This window comes from Klebsiella sp. R445, assembly GCF_051131755.1.
In the GTDB taxonomy this organism is placed as follows: domain Bacteria; phylum Pseudomonadota; class Gammaproteobacteria; order Enterobacterales; family Enterobacteriaceae; genus Klebsiella; species Klebsiella lignicola.
Genome location: NZ_CP180446.1, coordinates 4,472,103 through 4,493,203, shown reverse-complemented (window position 1 = coordinate 4,493,203; position 21,101 = coordinate 4,472,103). Strand labels below are relative to the sequence as shown.

Here is a 21,101-nt window from a genome sequence, read left to right as displayed (position 1 = left end):
AGCAAAATGCCGCTCATTCGACGTCTGTCTTTTCACTTTTCCGCTAATAGCCTGCTGAGGAACTCAGAGCTGCAGAAGATTAACTATCTGAAAAAACTGAAGATTAATTATCTGCTCATCGGCATTGTGACCTTACTGCTGGCGGCCGCCCTGTGGCCGTCGATCCCGTGGTCCGGCAAGCCAGAGAACCGCGTGGCCGGGATTATCGCCCGCGGCGAGCTGCGTATCAGCACCATCAATTCACCGCTGACCTTCGCCACGATCAATGACAAAACCTATGGGCTGGATTACGAGCTGGCAAAACAGTTCGCCGACTACCTCGGGGTGCCGCTGAAAGTGACCGTCCGCCAGAATATCAGCCAGTTGTTCGACGACCTGGACACCGGCAAAGCCGATATGTTAGCTGCCGGGCTGGTTTACAACTCGGAGCGGGTCAAAAACTACCAGCCCGGACCGAGCTACTACTCCGTATCCCAGCAGCTGGTTTATCGGGTCGGCAGCTTGCGGCCGCGTAACCTTGCCAGCCTCACGGCAGAGCAGCTGGCCCTCGCCCCAGGTCATGTTGCGATTAACGATCTGCAGGCGCTGAAAGATCATAAATACCCGGACCTCGGCTGGCGTGTGGATGAAAAGCGTGGCACCACCGCGCTGATGCAGGCGGTGATTGATGGCGATCTCGATTACACCATTGCGGATTCGGTGGCGGTCAGCCTGTTCCAGCGCGTTCATCCGGAGCTAGCCGTTGCGCTGGATATCAGCGACGAGCAGCCGGTCACCTGGTTTAGCCTCAAGAGCGAGGACAACTCGCTGTCCGCAGCGATGCTTGATTTCTTCGACACCATGAATGAAGACGGCACTCTGGCGCGGCTGGAAGAGAAGTATCTTGGGCACGGCAACGATTTCGATTATGTCGATACCCGTACCTTCCTGCGCGCTGTCGAAAATGCCCTGCCCGGTCTGCAGCCGATGTTTGAAAAGTATGCCCGTCAGATCGACTGGCGTCTGCTGGCGTCCATTGCGTGGCAGGAATCACACTGGGATCCGCAGGCCACCTCGCCGACCGGAGTTCGCGGGATGATGATGTTGACCAAAAACACCGCACAGAGCCTGGGGTTGACCGACCGAACGGATGCAGAGCAAAGCCTCAGCGGCGGCATGCGTTACCTGCAGGATATGATGGGCAAGATACCGGATTCCGTCCCGAAAGATGAGCGGATCTGGTTTGCCCTCGCGGCGTACAACATGGGTTACGCCCATATGCTGGATGCGATTTCGTTGACCAAAAAGCAGAAAGGCAATCCCGACAGCTGGGCGGACGTGAAGCAACGCTTACCGTTGCTTAGCCAGAAACCCTATTACAGCAAGCTGAAATACGGCTACGCACGCGGCCACGAGGCGTACGCGTATGTCGAAAACATCCGTAAATATCACATCAGCCTGGTGGGCTACTTATCCGAGAAAGAGAGAAAGGAAGCGCAGAGGCTGGCGATGGCCGGAGACTATCCGGCGGTGATGCCGGACGAACTTGAGCAAGCGCCACGCACGATTCCTTTTTTCCAGTATCACGCCGAGTCTTTAGTCGACAACGTCAGGCTTAAAATCCCCGGCCTGGGGCACTAACTACGCGTCTTCGCCAGAGCGCGCCTTTTTCAGCGCTTTTTTCTCTTCGCGACGCCAGCGGAAAAAGTCACTGAGCATTCCCGAGCACGATTCCGCCAGGATCCCTTCGCTGACCTCGACCCGATGATTCATTCCCGGATGATGTAAGACGTCGATAAGCGATCCGGCCGCGCCGGTTTTTGCATCCCGGGCACCAAATACCAGCCGCGAAATCCGGCTATGCACCATCGCACCGGCACACATCACGCACGGTTCGAGCGTGACATACAGCGTGGCGTCAATCAGCCGGTAGTTTTGCAGGACCATTCCGCCCTGGCGCAAGGCCATAATTTCAGCATGCGCCGTCGGATCGTGGCGCCCGATAGGACGGTTCCAGCCTTCACCGATAACCTGATTATTGTGCACCAGCACGGCCCCTACCGGCACTTCGCCCTCTTCCCAGGCACGTTTCGCCAGCGTTAATGCGTGACGCATCCAGTATTCATCGTTTAGTTCATGGTCAGACAAAGCGGGCACTCCTGCGGAAAAAGCGGGGCGCATTATACATGGCAACCGGCATTACACACTATTCTAACTGGTGAAGATCGCCCTGCGGCGTAACGCGCCAGCGGTGCTGGCAAAAACAGAGCAACGGGTTGTCCTGCTCGCTGTCGCTGTAGCCGCTGTACAGCTGCAACGGCGCACCGATTTTCTGCTCCAGTTGGGCGACTTTTTCATGTCCCAGGCAGCGTAGGGTCAGCCCCCAGCCGCCGCAACGGCGCTCCATCCGGCTGGCGATAACATTCACTCTCGCCAGCCAGGGGGTATCAAAATAGACCTGCTCAACCAGCGACTGGGGCGAGCCGGTAATCAACCAGACCTCGGCATCGTGATGGTCGAGATAGTCCGTCAGCCGGGCCTGCACCACCGGGAACGCGGTCACCCGCTGGCGAAACCAGCGGACAAAACCGGCCTCTAGTCGCTTCAGGGCGCGCTCGCTGCGCCCGAAGGTGGCAGCCCACAGCAGCAGGCTCATTGGCCAGCGCGCCGCCCGACCGTTGACGGCTAACCCCAGCAGGATTGCCGGCGACATGAGGACCACCAGCGGGACATTCAACGGCTGGTGACGCAAGACGTAGCGCAGAAAACTGCCGAACATATCCTGTTGATGTAACGTTCCATCGAGATCAAAAAAAACCACTCGCCGCGTGCTGCTATTCAAAACCGACCTCTTTCTTTAGCAAATATCGTAGCTGATGCCGTTAGCTTAACAGCCTTATGTCGTGAACAGAGAAAACATCTACGGACGTTAACCCTGGGTTAAGGCTATTTTTCTGCAATCAATAAATCTCACCGGTAGAATTTTTAATTCGCTGTATTCCTCTTATAATCGAATACAAAATTCTTTCAGCAGAGGGCGAAGGTTGTCCTGAGGAAAACCGATGAACTGTTTAATCCGCATTCGCCAGCGCTATCCCTCGCTGGCGGCAAGCGACAAAAAGCTGGCAGACTTTATTCTGGCTCAGCCTGACCAGACCCGCCACCTCAGTTCGCAGCAGCTGGCTGGTGAGGCCGGCGTCAGCCAGTCCAGCGTCGTGAAATTCGCGCAGAAGATGGGGTTTAAAGGTTTCCCGGCACTGAAGCTGGCCTTAAGTGAAGCGCTGGCCAGCGCGCCCGATCCACAATCGGTTCCGGTGCATAACCAAATTCGCGGTGACGATCCGCTGCGCCTGGTGGGCGAGAAGCTGATCAACGATAACGTGGCCGCGATGCACGCTTCGCTGGATGTCAACACCGAAGAGAAGCTGCTGGAAGCTGTTGCACTGTTACGCCACGCCCGTCGGGTAGTGATCACCGGGATCGGCGCGTCCGGGCTGGTGGCGCGTAATTTCGGCTGGAAGCTGATGAAAATCGGCATTAACGCCGTTTCCGAACAGGATATGCACGCCCTGCTCGCGACCGTGCAGGCGATGTCATCCGACGATCTGCTAGTGGCGATCTCCTATTCTGGCGAACGCCGCGAGATCAACATGGCCGCCGGGGAAGCGCTGCGGGTTGGCTGTCGGATCCTGGCGATCACCGGGTTTACGCCGAATGCGCTGCAGCAGCAGGCGACGCAGTGTCTGTACACCATCGCCGAGGAGCAGGCGACGCGCAGCGCCGCGATCTCCTCCACCAGCGCGCAAATGATGCTCACCGATCTGCTGTTTATGGCACTGGTTCAGCAGGATCTTGAACATGCGCCGGACAGGATCCGCCACAGCGAGGCGCTGGTGAAAAAACTGGTGTGAGCAGAAAATGGGCGTATAATGCCCGCCCTGTTTGTGATGTTTCTGAGAATTTCCTGATGGCGCTGTTAATCACCAAAAAATGCATCAATTGCGATATGTGCGAACCGGAATGCCCGAATGAGGCGATTTCGATGGGTGACAGCATCTATGAAATTAACAGCGACCGCTGCACGGAGTGCGTGGGCCACTATGAGACGCCCACCTGTCAGAAAGTGTGCCCGATCCCCAATACGATTCTGAAAGACCCGGCACACGTCGAAAATGAAGAGCAGCTGTGGGATAAGTTTGTCCTGATGCATCATGCGGACAAAATCTGACGCTGCTCCCCGCAGGCGTTAACTCTCCACGATGACCGTAGCACAAGCGTAATGGCGCTCATCCGCCAGGGTCACGTGAATGCTCCTGACCCCCATACGCTGTGCCAGATTTTGCGCTTCACCCCATAGACGCAGGCTGGGTTTACCTAGCTCGTCGTTGTACACCTCGAACTGATTAAACGCCAGACCGTTGCGGATCCCGGTTCCCAGGGCTTTCGCCGCCGCCTCTTTAACCGCAAAGCGCTTCGCCAGAAAACGGACCGGCTGCTGGTGCTGCTGCCAAATCAGCCACTCGTTGTCGCTGAGCACGCGCCGGGCAAGGCGATCGCCGCTACGGGCAATCACCGCTTCTATCCGCGCAATTTCAACAATATCGGTTCCCAGCCCCAGAATCGCCATTACGCACGAGCTTCCTGCATCAGGCGTTTCATCTCGGCAACGGCCTCTTTCAGGCCGCTCATCACTGCCCGACCGATGATCGCGTGGCCGATGTTCAGCTCGTGCATTTCCGGAATGCGGGCAATCGCTTTGACGTTGTGATAGGTCAGACCGTGGCCGGCATTCACCTTCAGACCGAGGCTTGCCGCAAAGGTCGCCGCGGTCGCGATACGCTGCAGCTCTTTTTCCTGCTGGGCGTCGCTTTCGGCATCGGCGTAGCAGCCGGTGTGAATTTCAATATAGGGAGCGCCGACATCTGCTGCGGCCTGAATTTGCGCTTCATCGGCATCGATGAACAGAGAGACCAGAATCCCGGCATCGGCCAGACGTTTGCAAGCATCGCGCATTTTCTCGCGCTGACCGGCCACGTCCAGGCCGCCTTCCGTCGTCACTTCCTGACGCTTTTCCGGCACCAGGCAGCAGAAATGCGGTTTGGTGTCGCAGGCGATGGTCAGCATCTCTTCGGTGACCGCCATCTCGAGATTCATGCGGGTGTCCAGCGTCTGGCGCAGCACGCGCACGTCACGGTCGGTAATGTGGCGGCGGTCTTCGCGCAGGTGGACGGTAATGCCGTCAGCCCCGGCCTGCTCAGCGATAAACGCAGCCTGTACCGGGTCCGGATAAGCAGTGCCGCGCGCATTACGCAGTGTCGCGATATGGTCAATATTGACCCCTAACAGTAATTCAGCCATGACAATCCTCATTGATCGTTATTCGTTTTATCTGCTCGCGCCGCGCGTGCGGGCATAAACTGGCGAAACAGCTCCCGACTCTTCAGCGGCTTACCGCCAAGATACGGCTTCAGGGCGATACGGGTAAAGCGCTTAGCGGCCCGCAGCGCATCGCTGTCCGGAAACTCACGGTTCGCCAGCGCTTTTAAATGGTGCCCGGTAAAGGTGTTGTTATCAATAACCACGCTGGCGATAAAGCCTTTTTCTTCACGGTAGCGGTAGGTCATGGTGTCATCGACCGCGTCGCCGCTGCCGGCGCAGTGGAGAAAATCGACGCCGTAACCCAGATGCCCCAACAACGCCAGTTCAAAACGGCGTAATGCCGGCTCCGGCGTGCCGCTTGTGCCCGCCAGCGCCTGGAGACAGTGCAGGTAATCGAAAAAGAGTTCGGAAAAGCGCGTTTCATGTTCCAGCACGCGGGAGAGGAGTTCATTCACATACAGCCCGCTGTAGAGCGTGATACCGCTGAGCGGCAGGGCCAGTGAAACTGCTTCGGCATTGCGTAGCGTTTTGACGTCGCCGCGGCCACCAAAGCGAAGTAATAAGGGGGTAAAAGGCTGGAGAGCACCTTTGAGGCTGGAGCGTTTGGAACGTGCGCCTTTAGCAACAAGGCGCACGCGGCCGGACTCTTCCGTGAAGACGTCCAGCATCAGGCTGGTTTCGCTCCAGGGACGACTATGCAGGACGAAAGCGCGCTGCCAGCCTTCCATCAAAATAGCGCTTAGTGATCGTCGCCGTAACCGAGACTGCGCAGCGCGCGTTCGTCATCAGCCCAGCCGGATTTCACTTTCACCCACAGTTCAAGGTGAACCGGCGCTTCAAACATATCCTGCATGTCTTTACGGGCTTCAATACCGATGGTTTTGATTTTGGAGCCTTTGTTGCCAATCACCATCTTCTTCTGCCCTTCACGCTCAACCAGGATCAGGCCGTTAATATCATAACCGCCACGCTCGTTGGTCTGGAAACGTTCGATTTCTACCGTCACAGAGTACGGCAGTTCTGCGCCAAGGAAACGCATCAGTTTTTCACGGATGATTTCAGAAGCCATAAAGCGCTGTGAGCGGTCAGTAATATAATCTTCCGGGAAGTGATGAATCGCTTCCGGCAGATGCTTACGGACGATCCCGGCGATGGTATCGACGTTCATTCCCGTTTCTGCAGAAATCGGGACGATATCCAGGAAGTTCATCTGGCTTGCCAGGAACTGCAGGTGCGGCAGTAAATCCGCTTTTTCCTGCACGTTATCGACTTTATTGACCGCCAGGATCACCGGCGCTCTGGCATCACGCAGTTTGCCCAGCACCATTTCGTCATCGGCGGTCCAGCGGGTACCTTCAACCACGAAGATAACCAGCTCAACGTCGCCAATCGAGCTACTCGCCGCTTTGTTCATCAGGCGGTTGATAGCGCGTTTTTCTTCCATATGCAGGCCCGGGGTATCGACATAGATTGCCTGATACGGCCCTTCCGTGTGGATGCCGACAATACGGTGACGCGTTGTCTGCGCTTTGCGCGAGGTGATCGAAATCTTCTGCCCAAGCAGATTGTTCAGCAGTGTGGATTTACCCACGTTCGGGCGGCCGACAATAGCGACAAACCCGCAATAACTTTTTTCGTTGCTCATTCCAGCTCCAGTTTTTTCAGCGCCTGTTCGGCGGCAGCCTGCTCCGCCTTGCGACGGCTGGAACCTGTGCCAACCACTGGTTCACTCAGGCCGCTGACCTGGCAGTGGATAGTAAATTCCTGATCGTGGGCTTCACCACGCACCTGTACCACCAGATAAGATGGCAGCGGCAGATGGCGACCCTGCAAATATTCCTGCAAACGAGTCTTCGGATCTTTTTGTTTATCGCCCGGGCTGATTTCGTCCAGACGAGTTTGATACCAGCTCAGAATCAGGCGCTCAACGTTCTGGATATCGCTATCGAGGAAAATCCCGCCGATCAGTGCTTCAACGGTATCTGCCAGAATAGATTCGCGACGAAAACCGCCGCTTTTCAGCTCACCCGGCCCAAGGCGCAGGCACTCACCTAACTCAAACTCACGGGCGATTTCCGCCAGCGTGTTGCCTCGAACCAGCGTGGCGCGCATGCGGCTCATGTCACCTTCGTCAACCCGAGGGAAGCGGTGATAGAGCGCATTCGCGATCACAAAACTCAGAATTGAGTCACCCAGAAACTCCAGGCGCTCGTTGTGCTTGCTGCTGGCACTGCGGTGAGTTAATGCCTGTTGCAACAGCTCCTGATGATGGAAAGTGTAGCCCAGCTTCCGTTGAAGCCGATTAATTACGATGGGGTTCATGCGATACCAATAAATGAATGCGTCAAAAATGCAGCACACGAAACCGACCTGGGCAGCTCTGTCTCATAGTAGATTGCCTGTGCGCAAACCTGTCGCCTTTCTGCAACCCAACTTATTTCAGAGTAAAATCAACCAACGCGGTTTCGTGTGCAGTGTCACTCTTACGAGAGACAACCAAAACTTCGGGGGGATATTCTATACGCAACGACAAGGGATGTCGTTAGTTTGAATAGATTTAAATATTAAATAATTCACGCTGCCGTATTGCGACGGCAGCGTGAATAAGGCAGGGGAATTAGTGGATGCTGCCGATACGTGATAAACGCACGCCGGTTGGCCACTCACCTTCCTGTTTTTCGAAGCTCATCCAGATTGCCGTGGCTTTACCCACCAGGTTCGCTTCTGGCACAAAGCCCCAGTAACGGCTGTCGGCGCTGTTATCGCGGTTGTCACCCATCATGAAGTACTGACCCGGCGGCACAATCCAGGTCGCCAGCGGCAGACCCGATTGATGGTAGTACATGCCGACCTGATCCTGAGCGATCGGAACGGTCAGAATACGGTGAGTCACCTCACCGAGCGTCTCTTTACGTTCGGTCAGACGGATACCATCTTCTTTGGTCTCGCCCTTCGGCAGTTGCCAGAACCCGCTGGTCGCTTCACCACCGTTACGGCGCGAGAATGTCTGAACGAAATCGCTCGGCTCAACGTTGGAGTAGGTGACCGGCAGCGCGCTACCACAAGCCTGGCCGGAACTGCAGCCTGGCTGGATGGTGACCTGCTTGGTCAACGGATCGTAGGTGACCTTATCGCCCGGCAGCCCGACAGCACGCTTGATGTAATCCAGACGCGGATCTTCCGGGTATTTAAAGACCACGATATCACCGCGTTTGGGATGACCGGTTTCGATCAGCGTTTTCTGGTAGATCGGATCTTTAATGCCGTAGGCAAACTTCTCAACCAGAATAAAATCGCCAATCAGCAGCGTTGGCATCATTGAACCTGATGGAATCTGAAACGGCTCATAAATAAATGAGCGAACCACCAGAACAATAGCCAGTACCGGAAATACCGAGGCTCCCGTTTCCAGCCAGCCCGGTTTCGGGCCCACTTTCTTCAGCGTTTGCTTGTCGAGGCTATCGCCTGTCGCAGCCTGAGCCGCGGCCTGACGTTCACGACGCTTCGGCGCAAAGATGAATTTATCCAGACACCACAACAACCCTGTGACCAGGGTTGCGATCACCAGGATCAGGGCAAACATGTTCGCCATGCCAACTCCTTAATGGTTATTTGCCGTCTTTACCGACGTGCAGAATGGCAAGGAACGCTTCCTGCGGCAGCTCAACGTTACCCACTTGCTTCATACGTTTTTTACCGTCTTTCTGCTTCTGCAGCAGCTTTTTCTTACGGCTGACGTCACCGCCGTAGCATTTCGCCAGGACGTTTTTACGCAGCTGCTTGACGGTCGCACGGGCAATAATGTGGTTGCCGATCGCCGCCTGAATCGCAATATCGAACTGCTGGCGTGGGATCAGCTCTTTCATCTTCTCTACCAGCTCACGGCCGCGGTACGGTGCGTTATCGTTGTGGGTGATCAGCGCCAGCGCATCAACACGCTCGCTGTTGATCAGCACGTCCACGCGGACCATGTTGGAGGCCTGGAAGCGTTTGAAGTTATAGTCCAGCGACGCATAGCCGCGTGACGTTGACTTCAGACGGTCGAAGAAATCGAGAACCACTTCCGCCATTGGAATTTCATAGGTCAGCGCCACTTGTTTACCGTGGTAAACCATGTTGGTCTGCACGCCACGCTTCTCAATACACAGGGTGATAACGTTACCCAGGTATTCCTGCGGCAGCAGCATATGACACTCGGCGATCGGCTCACGCAGTTCCTGAATGTTATTCAGCGGCGGCAGCTTGGACGGGCTATCGACATAGATAACCTCTTTCGCGGTGGTTTCGACTTCGTAGACTACCGTCGGCGCAGTGGTGATCAGATCCAGGTCATACTCGCGTTCCAGACGCTCCTGAATGATTTCCATGTGCAGCAGGCCCAGGAAGCCGCAGCGGAAGCCGAAGCCCAGCGCCGTGGAACTCTCCGGCTCGAAGAACAGAGAAGCATCGTTGAGGCTCAGTTTGCCGAGCGCATCACGGAAGCTTTCGTAGTCATCAGAGCTGACCGGGAACAGACCGGCATATACCTGCGGTTTGACTTTTTTGAAGCCAGGCAGAGCTTTGTCAGCCGGGTTACGCGAGGTGGTCAGGGTATCGCCAACCGGCGCGCCAAGGATGTCTTTAATGGCGCACACCAGCCAGCCAACCTCGCCGCATTTCAGCTCGGTACGGTCAACCTGTTTTGGCGTAAAGATGCCCAGACGGTCAGCATTGTAGACTTGTCCGGTGCTCATGACTTTGATTTTGTCGCCTTTACGCATGGTGCCGTTTTTAATACGCACCAGCGACACTACGCCGAGGTAGTTATCGAACCAGGAGTCGATGATCAGCGCCTGCAGCGGGCCATCCGCGTCACCTTCCGGTGGCGGGATATCGCGTACCAGACGTTCGAGAACGTCAGGAACACCGATGCCGGTTTTCGCCGAGCAGCGCACGGCATCAGCCGCATCAATGCCGACAATGTCTTCAATTTCTTCGGCTACACGCTCCGGGTCGGCAGCAGGCAGGTCGATTTTGTTGAGGACCGGAACCACTTCCAGATCCATTTCCATAGCGGTATAGCAGTTAGCCAGCGTCTGGGCTTCTACGCCCTGACCGGCATCGACCACCAGCAGCGCACCTTCACACGCGGCGAGAGAACGTGACACCTCATAAGAGAAGTCGACGTGGCCCGGCGTGTCGATAAAGTTCAGCTGATAGGTTTCGCCATTGGTCGCTTTATAATCCAGAGTGACGCTCTGCGCCTTAATGGTGATGCCACGCTCACGCTCAAGATCCATGGAGTCCAGTACCTGGGCCTCCATTTCACGATCGGAAAGGCCACCGCAAATCTGGATGATACGGTCAGACAACGTCGATTTACCGTGGTCGATATGAGCGATGATTGAAAAGTTACGTATATTCTTCATATTTAGAGTTAATTTTGCCTTACGCGAATCATGAGGCCGCTGTTCTGTGCCTGACGTTTTTTAATCCGAAAACGCCGCATTCTACACTACATCCACGAAACCAGGAAATGCTCTTACCAGCAGCATAACCGTAACAAATGGTGAGTGGGTCTGAGCGTAGCTAATAAAAAATAAAGGCCAGTGGAATCACTGACCTGGCTCTGAAGAGGGTGTCTCTGTACGCAGTAAATCCGGCGGCAGGCCCACGCTAATGATGACGGGTTGCCACGATTGACGAGCGGCTAACCCTGGAGAAAGTCCACGCGCAATCAGGAATCCGCCAACGCCACCGAGAACCGCACCACACAGTGACGCGAAGTCATTGGCAAACAGCACCTGAAAAATGGAAGCCACCACAAACAGCCCGACCAACGGCGCCATATAGACTAAAACCGCAGAGCCCAGCAGGCTGCTTTCGGCAATTCCCAGCTCAACTTTCTGCCCGGCGGACAGCGGCTGGTCGCTGGGAACGCTAATGGTATGGCTGGTTTGCGGCCCCAGCTTGTTCAGCACCCGGCTGCCGCAACCGGCACGCGAGGCGCAGCTGCTGCAGGAGGCTTTAACGTCGCAGTGCACCTGCGCCATGCCATTTTGCCAGGAGACGACCGTGGCCCACTCTTTAATCATTGTACTGCCTTGAACTTAATACTGTCGGAGATGCGTTTAGCCGTTTGCGGCGGCATTTCGCCGACTACGGTAATCTCTGCGTTATCGCGTACCGTCGTGCTCACGGTACGACGCCCGGTGCGTAGCAGCTGATCGCTGCTGGTTGACGTGGCACGATTAACGTTAACAGAAAAACTAAACAGCCCGTCCGAATAGAGGCGGGATTCAACCGGACCGTCAATGGTTGGCAGACGGCGTTGGCTGCTGGAGACTTCCGAAACCCCTTGCGGTAGCCAGGTTGGTGCCCAGTTAAAGTTGGCTTTATCGCCCCCTTCCGGCACCGACAGCTGAGGAGGCAGGCTCGCTTTTGCTAGCGTCTCCATACTGCTGCTGACTTTATCGCCAACGCTAAACGAGACGACCCGGAACTGCTCGAGGGTTTCCCCGTCGCGGTCAAGCAAATCAACCCGCATCGGCAGTTTCGTTTCAGCATCCAGCCAGACAATATAGCTATAGCGTGTGCCATCGCGCGCGACCACACGAATCACCTCGCACAGGCGATCGGCAATACGGGTACGGCCAACGGAAATGAAGTCGTAGTAGGAGGCCAGCCGCTTGAAATCGGTGTAAGCCAGCGACGGTAATGAATCGACAATGTAGTCGCCATTCAGCGTGAAGGGGTCAAGCCCAGGTTCAAAATAGCTGATTTCATTACCACGCAGCACAACTTCCCGGCGTGGGCCATCGAGTTGTAGCAGCTGTGCGAGAGGTTGATTGTTAAGGCGCGCGTGACGATAACGCAGCGACTCAACGCCCTGTTTGTTAATGCTGACAAAAGACAGCTCATAATTCAGGGACTGGCTGGCCAGGTTCATTTGCTGCAACAACGCCCCGGACGATGTATCAGCCGAGGCGTTGACAGAGAAGAACAGGCTGCCTGCCATGAGCGACATGGCACACCAAAGTTGCTTCATTACTGCGATTGCGTTCCTAATGTTTGATAACCTGGCACCTGAACGGCGGCTTGCTGAGTCTGGGCTTGCCCAAACTGAAGCTGCTCTGCGTGCAGGCGGCGCTGCAGTTCATAGTCCTGCAGCATAGCATTAATGCGGCGACGTTGTTCTTGCACCTGCGCCTGCTGACCGCTTCCTGCAGACGCATCTGCTGGAACGCCAAGGCTTACCGGACTGGCTTTACCCATCATCGGCATGGTGTTGAACACCGGTGCTTCAGGTTGCTGAGATGATTCGTTCTGCCCATTATACTGCTGAACGCCAACGATAACAGCAAGCGATACGCACGCAGCCACACCCATCTGAGTCAAAGAGCTGGCCCATGGGCGGACTTTTTGCCAGAAAGGCATCTGGCGCCACTGATGTGGAGCCGGCTGAGATTCAGGAATAAGCGGCACCGCCTGGCGAACAGGTTCGTTTTCAATGGCGGCCATAACGCGGGCTGAGATATCAAAATGGAGCATCTCAGCGGTATCGCCTCGCAGCGAGTCACGAATGAGATGATAGCTCTCCCAGGTCTTTTGCATTTCAGAAGAACGGCTCAGCTCATTGAGCAGCTCGTTATCCAGCGATTCACCATCCATTAAAGCCGAAAGTTTTTCTTTCTGCATGCCTGATACCCTTTTCAGTATTCCGCTATCGTCAACGCCTGATGAGCGGTTGAACTTTATTATCAATAGCTTCTCGTGCCCGGAAAATACGCGAACGTACGGTCCCTACCGGACAATCCATGATAGCGGCTATTTCTTCATAGCTCAGGCCATCAAGCTCCCGCAATGTAATTGCCATGCGTAAATCTTCCGGGAGCGATTCAATGGTACGAAAAACTATTTGTCTCAGTTCTTCTGACAACATTAAATTCTCAGGGTTCGAAATTTCTTTCAGTGCCCCACCACTTTCGAAGTTTTCTGCCTCATTGGCGTCAACATCGCTGGACGGTGGGCGGCGCCCCTGAGCTACCAGATAATTCTTCGCCGTGTTGACGGCGATACGATATAACCAGGTATAAAAAGCACTATCTCCCCGGAAAGACTCCAGCGCGCGCCATGCTTTTACGAACGATTCCTGAACGACATCAGGGATATCGCCCGGTGGCACGTAGCGGGAAACCAGGCTCGCAACCTTATGCTGATAGCGTACCACCAGCAGATTAAACGCCTTCTGATCTCCTTTCTGGACCCGTTCAACGAGGACCTGATCCGTTAACTGCTCGCTCATCCGAGGTAATGTCTCCCCAAACCCAATTCCCATGCGCCTTCAAAGCACTACCCGATCACTGCATTATGAGCAAGCAGACGATTGGAGTGTCTGAAAACAATAAAGTTCCGTTACGCTTTTGTTTTTTGTCTGGCAACGGCGGACAATTTGTTATCTCTCATTATAAGTCCCGCAACTCAACGCCAGGTAAGATGATGAAGAAAAAGCGTAAGGTCCGCCAGAAGGGTAACGTAACATCGTTTTTATTTCACTATAAAATCTGAAGCTAACGATCTGCTTCGCAAATATTTTCTCTCCTTTACCTGAAGGCCGCTCCGCGACCCGATGTTTAGTTTCCGCAACTAGTCGGAAAAAAAATGTACGATTCATCACGGCCTGGTGCTATTGTGGTTTTATCGTGTTTAGTAAATTAAACAAAGCCCATGAATACTACTCCTGACTTTTCCTGTGATGTGCTGATTATCGGCAGCGGCGCCGCTGGTTTATCCCTTGCTCTGCGTCTGGCGGAGAACAGTTCAGTGACCATACTGAGCAAAGGACCCATCAGCGAAGGCTCTACGTTATACGCTCAGGGCGGCATTGCCGCGGTCTTTGATGAGACGGACAGCGTGGAATCCCATGTTGAAGATACGCTGATCGCCGGCGCTGGCCTGTGCGAACGCCACGCGGTCTCTTTCGTCGCCAGCAATGCCAAACCGTGCGTGCAGTGGCTTATCGATCAGGGCGTCCTGTTCGATACCCAAACGCAGGCTAACGGCGAGCAGAGCTACCACCTGACCCGCGAAGGGGGCCACAGCCACCGTCGTATTCTTCATGCGGCCGATGCGACAGGTAAAGCAGTAGAGACCACACTCGTCAGCCAGGCGCTCTCTCACCCTAATATTCGGGTGCTGGAACGAAGCAACGCGGTCGATCTGATCATTTCCGATAAAATCGGCCTGCCGGGAACGCGTCGCGTCGTCGGCGCCTGGATCTGGAACCGTAATAAAGAAAAGGTGGAAACCTGCAGCGCCAGGTCCGTGGTGTTGGCCACCGGCGGTGCCGCCAAAGTGTATCAGTACACCACCAACCCGGACGTCTCCTCCGGCGACGGCATTGCCATGGCGTGGCGCGCGGGTTGTCGCGTCGCCAACCTCGAGTTTAACCAGTTTCACCCCACCGCGTTGTACCATCCGCAAGCGCGTAATTTCCTGCTGACCGAAGCGTTACGCGGCGAAGGGGCATACCTGAAGCGCCCGGATGGCTCACGGTTTATGCCTGATTTTGACGAACGCGGCGAACTGGCCCCACGCGATATCGTTGCCCGCGCCATTGACCATGAGATGAAACGGCTCGGTGTCGACTGTATGTATCTCGACATCAGCCATAAACCGGAAGCCTTTATCCGTCAGCACTTCCCGATGATCTACGAAAAACTGCTTGGTCTGGGGATCGATCTGACGAAAGAGCCGGTGCCCATTGTTCCTGCCGCTCACTATACCTGCGGTGGCGTGATGGTCGATGACCACGGCCGCACCGACGTCGACGGGTTGTATGCCATTGGCGAGGTGAGCTACACCGGGCTGCACGGGGCTAACCGCATGGCGTCCAATTCATTGCTCGAATGCCTGGTCTATGGCTGGTCCGCTGCCGAAGATATTATGAAGCGCATGCCGTTTGCCCAACCGGTCAACGGGCTTCCTTGCTGGGATGAGAGCCAGGTTGAGATCCCCGATGAGCTCGTGGTCATTCAGCATAACTGGCATGAGTTGAGATTACTGATGTGGGACTATGTCGGGATCGTTCGTACCACCCGCCGACTGGAGCGCGCGTTGCGCCGCATCACCATGCTGCAACAGGAGCTTGACGAATATTACGCGCGCTTCCGCGTGTCTAACAATTTGCTGGAGTTGCGTAACCTGGTACAGGTTGCCGAGCTGATCGTTCGCTGCGCGATGCAGCGCAAAGAGAGCCGCGGGCTGCACTATACGCTGGATTATCCGGAGCAGCTCCCCAACAGCGGGCCGTCGATCCTCTCGCCCCTGGTTCACATAAAGAGATAGAAATCCTGGGTCAGGGCAGTAAACCCTTCAGAGTATTGTTGCTCTGGCCCACGGATAATCAGGCGATCGCTAAAACACTCCCCCGCCATCGGCGAGAACGCCAACAGCACCCGGTGCGGAGGACGCATTTCCGTTTCCGCCACGTCGGTACGCAAGCGCAAATGCCACCCCATATTCTGAGCGCGCTGGACAAATGCATTGCCAATATCCACCGGCAGCACCACGCAGAAGAACCCTTCTTCTGTGATACACTCCGCGGCGCAGGTTAAAAGCGTCACATGGTCGAGCGTGGTGGTATATCGCGCCTGTTCACGCTGCGAGGTCGCGCAGGGCACACCTTCAGCAAAAAAAGGCGGATTGCTGACGATCAGTTCGTAGCGCCGGGTTTGCGGTGGCTGCCATTGTTGAATATCCGCCTGATGAACCTGGATTCGTGCCGGCCACGGAGACGCATCGACGTTTTCCCGCGCCTGGTCTGCCGCATTGTCGTCAAGTTCCACCGCATCCAACGTGACCCGCGCGTCGGTTCGCTGCGCCAGCATTAAGGCCAGCAGGCCGCTACCGGTGCCAATATCCAGCACCTGTTTGACCCGCGCGATCGGCGCCCATGCACCGAGCAAAATGCCATCGGTGCCCACTTTCATCGCACAGCGATCGTGAGCAACAAAGAACTGTTTAAACGTAAAACCATTGCGCGGCAGCGCAAACTTCGACTGAGACATCCTTAATAACCTTGCGGACGAAAAACTCCTGGGCTTGAGGCTATGCACAATACCGGAGAACAGATAGCCTTACAAACAGATGAACATTATGCCCGTAACGTCTATAATCGTCGGTCCACTCAGAGGTAGATCATGACTGTAACGACTTTTTCCGAACTTGAACTCGACGAAAACCTTCTGGAAGCCCTCCAGGAAAAAGGTTTCACACGCCCGACAGCCATTCAGGCCGCCGCTATTCCGCCTGCGCTTGATGGCCGTGACATTCTCGGTTCAGCCCCGACAGGCACCGGTAAAACTGCGGCATACCTGCTGCCAGCGTTGCAGCACCTGCTTGATTTCCCACGCAAAAAATCCGGACCACCGCGCATTCTCATCCTGACGCCAACCCGTGAGCTGGCGATGCAGGTTGCTGACCACGCGCGCGAACTGGCTGCACACACGCACCTGGATATCGCCACCATTACCGGCGGTGTCGCGTATATGAACCATGCGGAAGTGTTTAGCGAGAATCAGGATATCGTGGTCGCCACCACCGGACGACTGCTGCAATACATTAAAGAAGAGAACTTCGATTGCCGCGCTGTCGAAACGCTGATCCTCGACGAAGCAGACCGTATGCTGGATATGGGCTTCGCTCAGGATATTGAGCACATTGCCGGTGAAACCCGCTGGCGTAAGCAGACCATGCTGTTTTCTGCGACGCTGGAAGGCGATGCGATCAAAGACTTTGCCGAACGTCTGCTGGAAGAGCCTGTTGAAGTATCCGCCAGCCCCTCCACCCGTGAACGTAAGAAAATTCACCAGTGGTACTATCGCGCCGATGATATCAAGCATAAAACCGCGCTGCTGATTAACCTGCTGCAACAGCCGGATGCGACCCGCTCCATCGTCTTTGTACGTAAGCGCGAGCGCGTTCATGAGCTGGCTTCCTGGCTGCGTGAAGCGGGTATTAATACCTGCTGGCTGGAAGGCGAGATGGTGCAGGCTAAACGTAACGAAGCCATTAAGCGCATGACCGATGGTCGCATGAACGTGCTGATTGCTACCGACGTCGCCGCACGCGGGATCGATATTCCTGACGTCAGCCACGTATTCAACTTCGATATGCCGCGTACGGCCGATACTTACCTGCACCGCATCGGACGCACCGGTCGCGCGGGGAAAAAAGGCATTGCCATTTCTCTGGTCGAAGCCCACGACCATCTGCTGTTAGGGAAAATTGGTCGTTACATCGAGGAGCCGCTCAAGCCGCGCGTTATCGATGAATTACGTCCGACCACCCGTGCACCGAGTGAAAAGCAGACCGGTAAACCTTCCAAGAAGGTGATGGCTAAGCGCGAAGAGCAGAAAAAAGAGAAAGACAAAGATAAGACACGCGTGAAGAAACGTCACCGTGATGCTAAAAATGTGGGTAAGCGTCGTAAGCCAAGCGGTAGCGATAGCAGTACTCCGCAGTAAGCAGAGAGCAAAAAAAACGCCGGGATATCCCGGCGTTTTTATTTTCAGGCTTCGACTTACAGGCTTTCTGTAAAAGTACGAGCAATAACGTCACGCTGCTGTTCTGGCGTCAGGGAGTTGAAACGTACCGCATAGCCAGAGACACGAATGGTCAGCTGCGGGTATTTTTCTGGATGTTCAACCGCATCCATCAGCGTTTCACGACGCAGCACGTTAACGTTCAGGTGCTGACCACCTTCAACGCGGACTTCAGGTTTCACATCCAGCGGAATTTCGCGGTATTCGATTTCGCCCAGTTTGCTCACCGCAACCACGTCATCTTCCGCAAAACCGCCTTTGGCACACAGGCAGCGCGCTTCGCCTTTTTCGCTATCCAGCAGCCAAAAAGAGTTCAGCAGGTCGTCATTTGCAGCTTTAGTGATTTGGATACCAGTAATCATTTGATGCCTCCCTTAGGCAATAGTTATTCGTCTTCCTGGCCTGTTCGCGGCCAATTGGTAAAACCATTGTTGTATGAGTGTATGTATATCAGTCAACCACCCGGCATTCATTGACTTAAATCAACAAAAACCATGCAGTACAAATGGGTATAGAGGGATATTATTGTTTTACATCAAGTTACGCCATAGCCAATTCAAAATAATTTTGTAAATTTTCAATTATTTTTGCATGAAAAACGTCAGTTGCAGCCTGCAGATTTTGTTATGCAGAAAGAAGCAGTTAAGCTATAGCGATGACACTTTGCAGGAGAGCAGAATGACGACCCCATTAACCTGGCACGACGTGCTGGTGGAAGAGAAGCAGCAGCCCTATTTTGTGAATACCCTGAAAACCGTCGCCGAAGAACGCCAGTCGGGAATGACGATTTACCCACCGCAAAAAGATGTCTTCAATGCCTTTCGTTATACCGAACTTGGCGATGTCAAAGTGGTGATCCTGGGGCAGGATCCTTATCACGGGCCCGGCCAGGCGCATGGCCTGGCCTTCTCGGTACTTCCGGGTATTGCGACGCCCCCTTCGCTGTTAAACATGTATAAAGAGCTGGAAGGGACCATCCCTGGTTTCAGCCGCCCTGCGCACGGCTATCTGGAAAGCTGGGCGCGGCAAGGCGTGCTGTTGCTCAATACCGTCCTGACGGTACGGGCGGGACAGGCCCATTCTCATGCCAGCCTTGGCTGGGAGACCTTCACCGATAAGGTGATTTCGCTGATCAATGAACATCGTGAAGGGGTGGTGTTTTTACTGTGGGGCGCGCATGCGCAAAAGAAAGGAGCGATTATCGATCGCCAGCGCCATTGCGTACTGAAGGCGCCGCATCCTTCACCGCTTTCCGCCCATCGCGGCTTTTTTGGCAGCAATCATTTTGTTCAGGCGAACCAGTGGCTGGCCGAGCGCGGCGAGTCGCCCATCGACTGGATGCCGGTGTTACCCGCCGACCAGCAATAGCCCATCGGCGTCCTGCAGAGACAAAAATGCCAGCATTCCGCTGGCATTTTTTTAGATCAACTTAGCGATCAGGCCTTGTTCTGGCGCCACCATTCGGCGAGCAATACACCGGTTGCGACAGAAACGTTCAGGCTTTCGACATTGCCGGTGCCTTCGATAGCAACGTTAAGATCCGCGCTGGAAATCGCCGCATCGGACAGACCATCACGCTCCTGACCTAACGCCAGTACCATTTTCTTCGGCAGATCAGCTTTGTGCAGCGGCGTGCCGTTGTGGCTGGAGGTCGAAACAATGGCATAGCCCGCTTTACGGAACTGTTCCAGGGTATCGAGGAAGCTGTCACCGGTGATCGGTTCAACGTGTTCCGCGCCACCTTCTGCGGTACGGATCGCCGCACCGGATTCCAGCATGCCGGCATCCTGTACGACTACACCCTTCACGCCGAAATGCGCACAGCTACGCATGATAGCCCCGAGGTTGTGCGGGTTGCCAACATCTTCCAGCGCCAGCACGCAGTCTTCAGCATCGGCTTTAGCAACCCACTGCGCCACGGAGGTCCCGTTGCGTTTCTTGATCAGGAAGCATACCCCACCGTGGTGCTCGGTACCGGAGGCTTTCGCCAGTTCAGCTTCATCAACCACATGATAGGCTTTGCGATTCGCCGCCATCCAGCGCAGCGCTTCTTTGAAACGCGGGGTCACGCTCTGGATAAACCAGGCGCGAACGATCGCATCCGGACGGCTCTGGAACAGTGCCTGACAGGCATTTTCGCCGTAAACGCGGGTCTCTTCCGCGCGCTGACGACGCAGCACTTCCGGATCGATAAAGCTTTTGCCGCTGATCCCACCGTGATCCGGTTTGGCCGGCGCGTCATCATTCGGCGCACGCGAAACGGTACGCCATGGAGAACCGCCTTCGCGATCGAAATCATCACGTTTACGATCGTCACGTTTGCGGTCATCACCGCGGCTGTTTCGCTCATCGCGGGCAGGGCGGCTACGGCCGTCAACACGAGATTTTCCTGGGCGCCCTCCCCCTTTCCCGGTACGCGGGTTATGGGTGCGTCTGTCAGAATCATCATCACTGCGGACATACATCACTTTGACCTTGCCGCTTTTATTTTTCAGTTCGTCGCTCATCAATTTTCTCCACCTGCGCTGCGCGAAGCGCGCAGATTACCCGATGTGTCACCGCCGCGCCATTATTTCGTTTAAAAGATAGGGTCTATTGTACTCATCGAACAAAACGCGTTGTTGTTTACACGTCGCTAATCAATAATATGTAACATTACAGAAACAAATCGGCCACGTGCCACGCTGCAACCCATAACCAGAGGTTAGTTATGAATACCGTTTGTGCCAGTTGTCAGGCTCTGAACCGCATCCCCGAGCAACGTAGCGCCGATGGCGCGAAGTGCGGACGCTGCGGCCACGATCTTTTTGACGGCGATGTGATCAACGCGACCGGGGCAACGTTGGATAAACTACTAAAGGACGATCTACCCGTTGTCGTTGATTTCTGGGCGCCATGGTGCGGCCCTTGCCGTAATTTTGCCCCCATCTTCGAAGACGTTGCGGAAGAGCGTAGCGGTAAGATGCGTTTCGTTAAAGTCAATACCGAAGCTGAACGCGAGCTCAGCGCGCGTTTCCGCATCCGCAGTATCCCGACCATTATGATGTTTAAAAATGGCGAAGTCATCGACATGCTGAACGGTGCGGTACCAAAAGCGCCGTTCGACAGTTGGCTGAACGAAGCCAACCAGCAGTAAACCTGCCGGGGCACCGCTTGTGC

General features: G+C 55.1%; 23 protein-coding genes. 7 read left to right on the top strand and 16 right to left on the bottom strand.

What is annotated here, in order from left to right; all coding sequences use genetic code 11:
- The first annotated feature begins 6 nt into the window (after positions 1–6).
- Complete coding sequence (gene mltF, locus ACMYSN_RS21290) at positions 7–1,620, top strand: membrane-bound lytic murein transglycosylase MltF (protein ID WP_462496079.1); 1,614 nt, start codon at positions 7–9, stop codon at positions 1,618–1,620.
- On the opposite strand, the gene tadA is transcribed toward mltF, so the two are convergent.
- Positions 1,621–2,127: a tRNA-specific adenosine deaminase gene (tadA, locus tag ACMYSN_RS21285; protein WP_462496078.1), complete on the bottom strand. Its 507-nt coding sequence runs from the start codon at positions 2,125–2,127 to the stop codon at positions 1,621–1,623.
- A gap of 58 nt (positions 2,128–2,185) precedes the next feature.
- Positions 2,186–2,821 (bottom strand): HAD family hydrolase, encoded by a 636-nt coding sequence (gene yfhb / locus ACMYSN_RS21280; protein ID WP_462496077.1) that lies wholly within the window; start codon positions 2,819–2,821, stop codon positions 2,186–2,188.
- Between the two features lie 220 nt (positions 2,822–3,041).
- Between yfhb and ACMYSN_RS21275 the strand changes: the two genes are divergently transcribed.
- Positions 3,042–3,890, top strand: a complete 849-nt coding sequence (locus ACMYSN_RS21275; protein WP_123755407.1) for a MurR/RpiR family transcriptional regulator — start codon at positions 3,042–3,044, stop codon at positions 3,888–3,890.
- A 56-nt stretch (positions 3,891–3,946) separates the two neighbouring features.
- Positions 3,947–4,207, top strand: a complete 261-nt coding sequence (locus ACMYSN_RS21270) for a YfhL family 4Fe-4S dicluster ferredoxin (protein ID WP_004866440.1) — start codon at positions 3,947–3,949, stop codon at positions 4,205–4,207.
- An 18-nt stretch (positions 4,208–4,225) separates the two neighbouring features.
- On the opposite strand, the gene acpS is transcribed toward ACMYSN_RS21270, so the two are convergent.
- From acpS to rpoE, 11 genes are all read right to left on the bottom strand, one after another.
- Positions 4,226–4,606 (bottom strand): holo-ACP synthase, encoded by a 381-nt coding sequence (acpS, locus tag ACMYSN_RS21265; protein WP_123755409.1) that lies wholly within the window; start codon positions 4,604–4,606, stop codon positions 4,226–4,228.
- Positions 4,606–5,337 (bottom strand): pyridoxine 5'-phosphate synthase, encoded by a 732-nt coding sequence (pdxJ, locus tag ACMYSN_RS21260; protein ID WP_123755410.1) that lies wholly within the window; start codon positions 5,335–5,337, stop codon positions 4,606–4,608. The genes acpS and pdxJ overlap by 1 nt, the downstream gene beginning before the upstream one ends.
- Positions 5,338–5,345: 8 nt before the next feature.
- On the bottom strand, positions 5,346–6,086 hold the full coding sequence (recO, locus tag ACMYSN_RS21255) for a DNA repair protein RecO (protein WP_462496076.1): 741 nt from the start codon (positions 6,084–6,086) through the stop codon (positions 5,346–5,348).
- An 11-nt stretch (positions 6,087–6,097) separates the two neighbouring features.
- Complete coding sequence (gene era, locus ACMYSN_RS21250; protein ID WP_462496075.1) at positions 6,098–7,003, bottom strand: GTPase Era; 906 nt, start codon at positions 7,001–7,003, stop codon at positions 6,098–6,100.
- Positions 7,000–7,680 (bottom strand): ribonuclease III, encoded by a 681-nt coding sequence (rnc, locus tag ACMYSN_RS21245; protein ID WP_123755539.1) that lies wholly within the window; start codon positions 7,678–7,680, stop codon positions 7,000–7,002. The genes era and rnc overlap by 4 nt, the downstream gene beginning before the upstream one ends.
- Positions 7,681–7,975: 295 nt before the next feature.
- Entirely contained in the window at positions 7,976–8,950 is a 975-nt protein-coding gene (gene lepB, locus ACMYSN_RS21240) for a signal peptidase I (RefSeq protein WP_174507685.1), read from the bottom strand.
- 16 nt (positions 8,951–8,966) lie between these two features.
- Positions 8,967–10,766, bottom strand: a complete 1,800-nt coding sequence (lepA, locus tag ACMYSN_RS21235) for an elongation factor 4 (RefSeq protein WP_462496074.1) — start codon at positions 10,764–10,766, stop codon at positions 8,967–8,969.
- A 186-nt stretch (positions 10,767–10,952) separates the two neighbouring features.
- Positions 10,953–11,432, bottom strand: a complete 480-nt coding sequence (gene rseC / locus ACMYSN_RS21230) for a SoxR-reducing system protein RseC (protein ID WP_123755415.1) — start codon at positions 11,430–11,432, stop codon at positions 10,953–10,955.
- Complete coding sequence (gene rseB / locus ACMYSN_RS21225; RefSeq protein WP_462496073.1) at positions 11,429–12,385, bottom strand: sigma-E factor regulatory protein RseB; 957 nt, start codon at positions 12,383–12,385, stop codon at positions 11,429–11,431. The genes rseC and rseB overlap by 4 nt, the downstream gene beginning before the upstream one ends.
- Entirely contained in the window at positions 12,385–13,035 is a 651-nt protein-coding gene (gene rseA / locus ACMYSN_RS21220) for an anti-sigma-E factor RseA (RefSeq protein WP_123755417.1), read from the bottom strand. Before rseA ends, rseB begins: the two co-directional genes overlap by 1 nt.
- 31 nt (positions 13,036–13,066) lie before the next feature.
- Positions 13,067–13,642 carry an RNA polymerase sigma factor RpoE gene (gene rpoE / locus ACMYSN_RS21215; RefSeq protein WP_004866461.1) on the bottom strand — a complete coding sequence of 192 codons (576 nt, stop codon included), beginning with the start codon at positions 13,640–13,642 and terminating at the stop codon, positions 13,067–13,069.
- Positions 13,643–14,064: 422 nt separating this feature from the next.
- Between rpoE and nadB the strand changes: the two genes are divergently transcribed.
- Positions 14,065–15,684 (top strand): L-aspartate oxidase, encoded by a 1,620-nt coding sequence (gene nadB / locus ACMYSN_RS21210; protein ID WP_462496072.1) that lies wholly within the window; start codon positions 14,065–14,067, stop codon positions 15,682–15,684.
- Here nadB and trmN read toward each other — a convergent pair.
- Complete coding sequence (gene trmN / locus ACMYSN_RS21205; protein ID WP_462496071.1) at positions 15,669–16,406, bottom strand: tRNA1(Val) (adenine(37)-N6)-methyltransferase; 738 nt, start codon at positions 16,404–16,406, stop codon at positions 15,669–15,671. The genes nadB and trmN overlap by 16 nt on opposite strands.
- Before the next feature lie 132 nt (positions 16,407–16,538).
- Here trmN and srmB point away from each other — a divergent pair, with 132 nt between their 5' ends.
- Positions 16,539–17,864 (top strand): ATP-dependent RNA helicase SrmB, encoded by a 1,326-nt coding sequence (gene srmB / locus ACMYSN_RS21200; RefSeq protein WP_462496070.1) that lies wholly within the window; start codon positions 16,539–16,541, stop codon positions 17,862–17,864.
- 56 nt (positions 17,865–17,920) lie between these two features.
- Here srmB and grcA read toward each other — a convergent pair whose 3' ends face one another.
- Positions 17,921–18,304, bottom strand: a complete 384-nt coding sequence (gene grcA, locus ACMYSN_RS21195; RefSeq protein WP_123755421.1) for an autonomous glycyl radical cofactor GrcA — start codon at positions 18,302–18,304, stop codon at positions 17,921–17,923.
- A 316-nt stretch (positions 18,305–18,620) separates the two neighbouring features.
- Between grcA and ung the strand changes: the two genes are divergently transcribed.
- Complete coding sequence (gene ung, locus ACMYSN_RS21190; RefSeq protein WP_174507683.1) at positions 18,621–19,310, top strand: uracil-DNA glycosylase; 690 nt, start codon at positions 18,621–18,623, stop codon at positions 19,308–19,310.
- A gap of 68 nt (positions 19,311–19,378) precedes the next feature.
- Here ung and ACMYSN_RS21185 read toward each other — a convergent pair whose 3' ends face one another.
- Positions 19,379–20,449 (bottom strand): tRNA/rRNA methyltransferase, encoded by a 1,071-nt coding sequence (locus tag ACMYSN_RS21185; protein WP_462496069.1) that lies wholly within the window; start codon positions 20,447–20,449, stop codon positions 19,379–19,381.
- Between the two features lie 203 nt (positions 20,450–20,652).
- On the opposite strand from ACMYSN_RS21185, the gene trxC reads away from it, so the two are divergent.
- Positions 20,653–21,078, top strand: a complete 426-nt coding sequence (gene trxC / locus ACMYSN_RS21180; RefSeq protein ID WP_123755424.1) for a thioredoxin TrxC — start codon at positions 20,653–20,655, stop codon at positions 21,076–21,078.
- Positions 21,079–21,101: the final 23 nt, after the last annotated feature.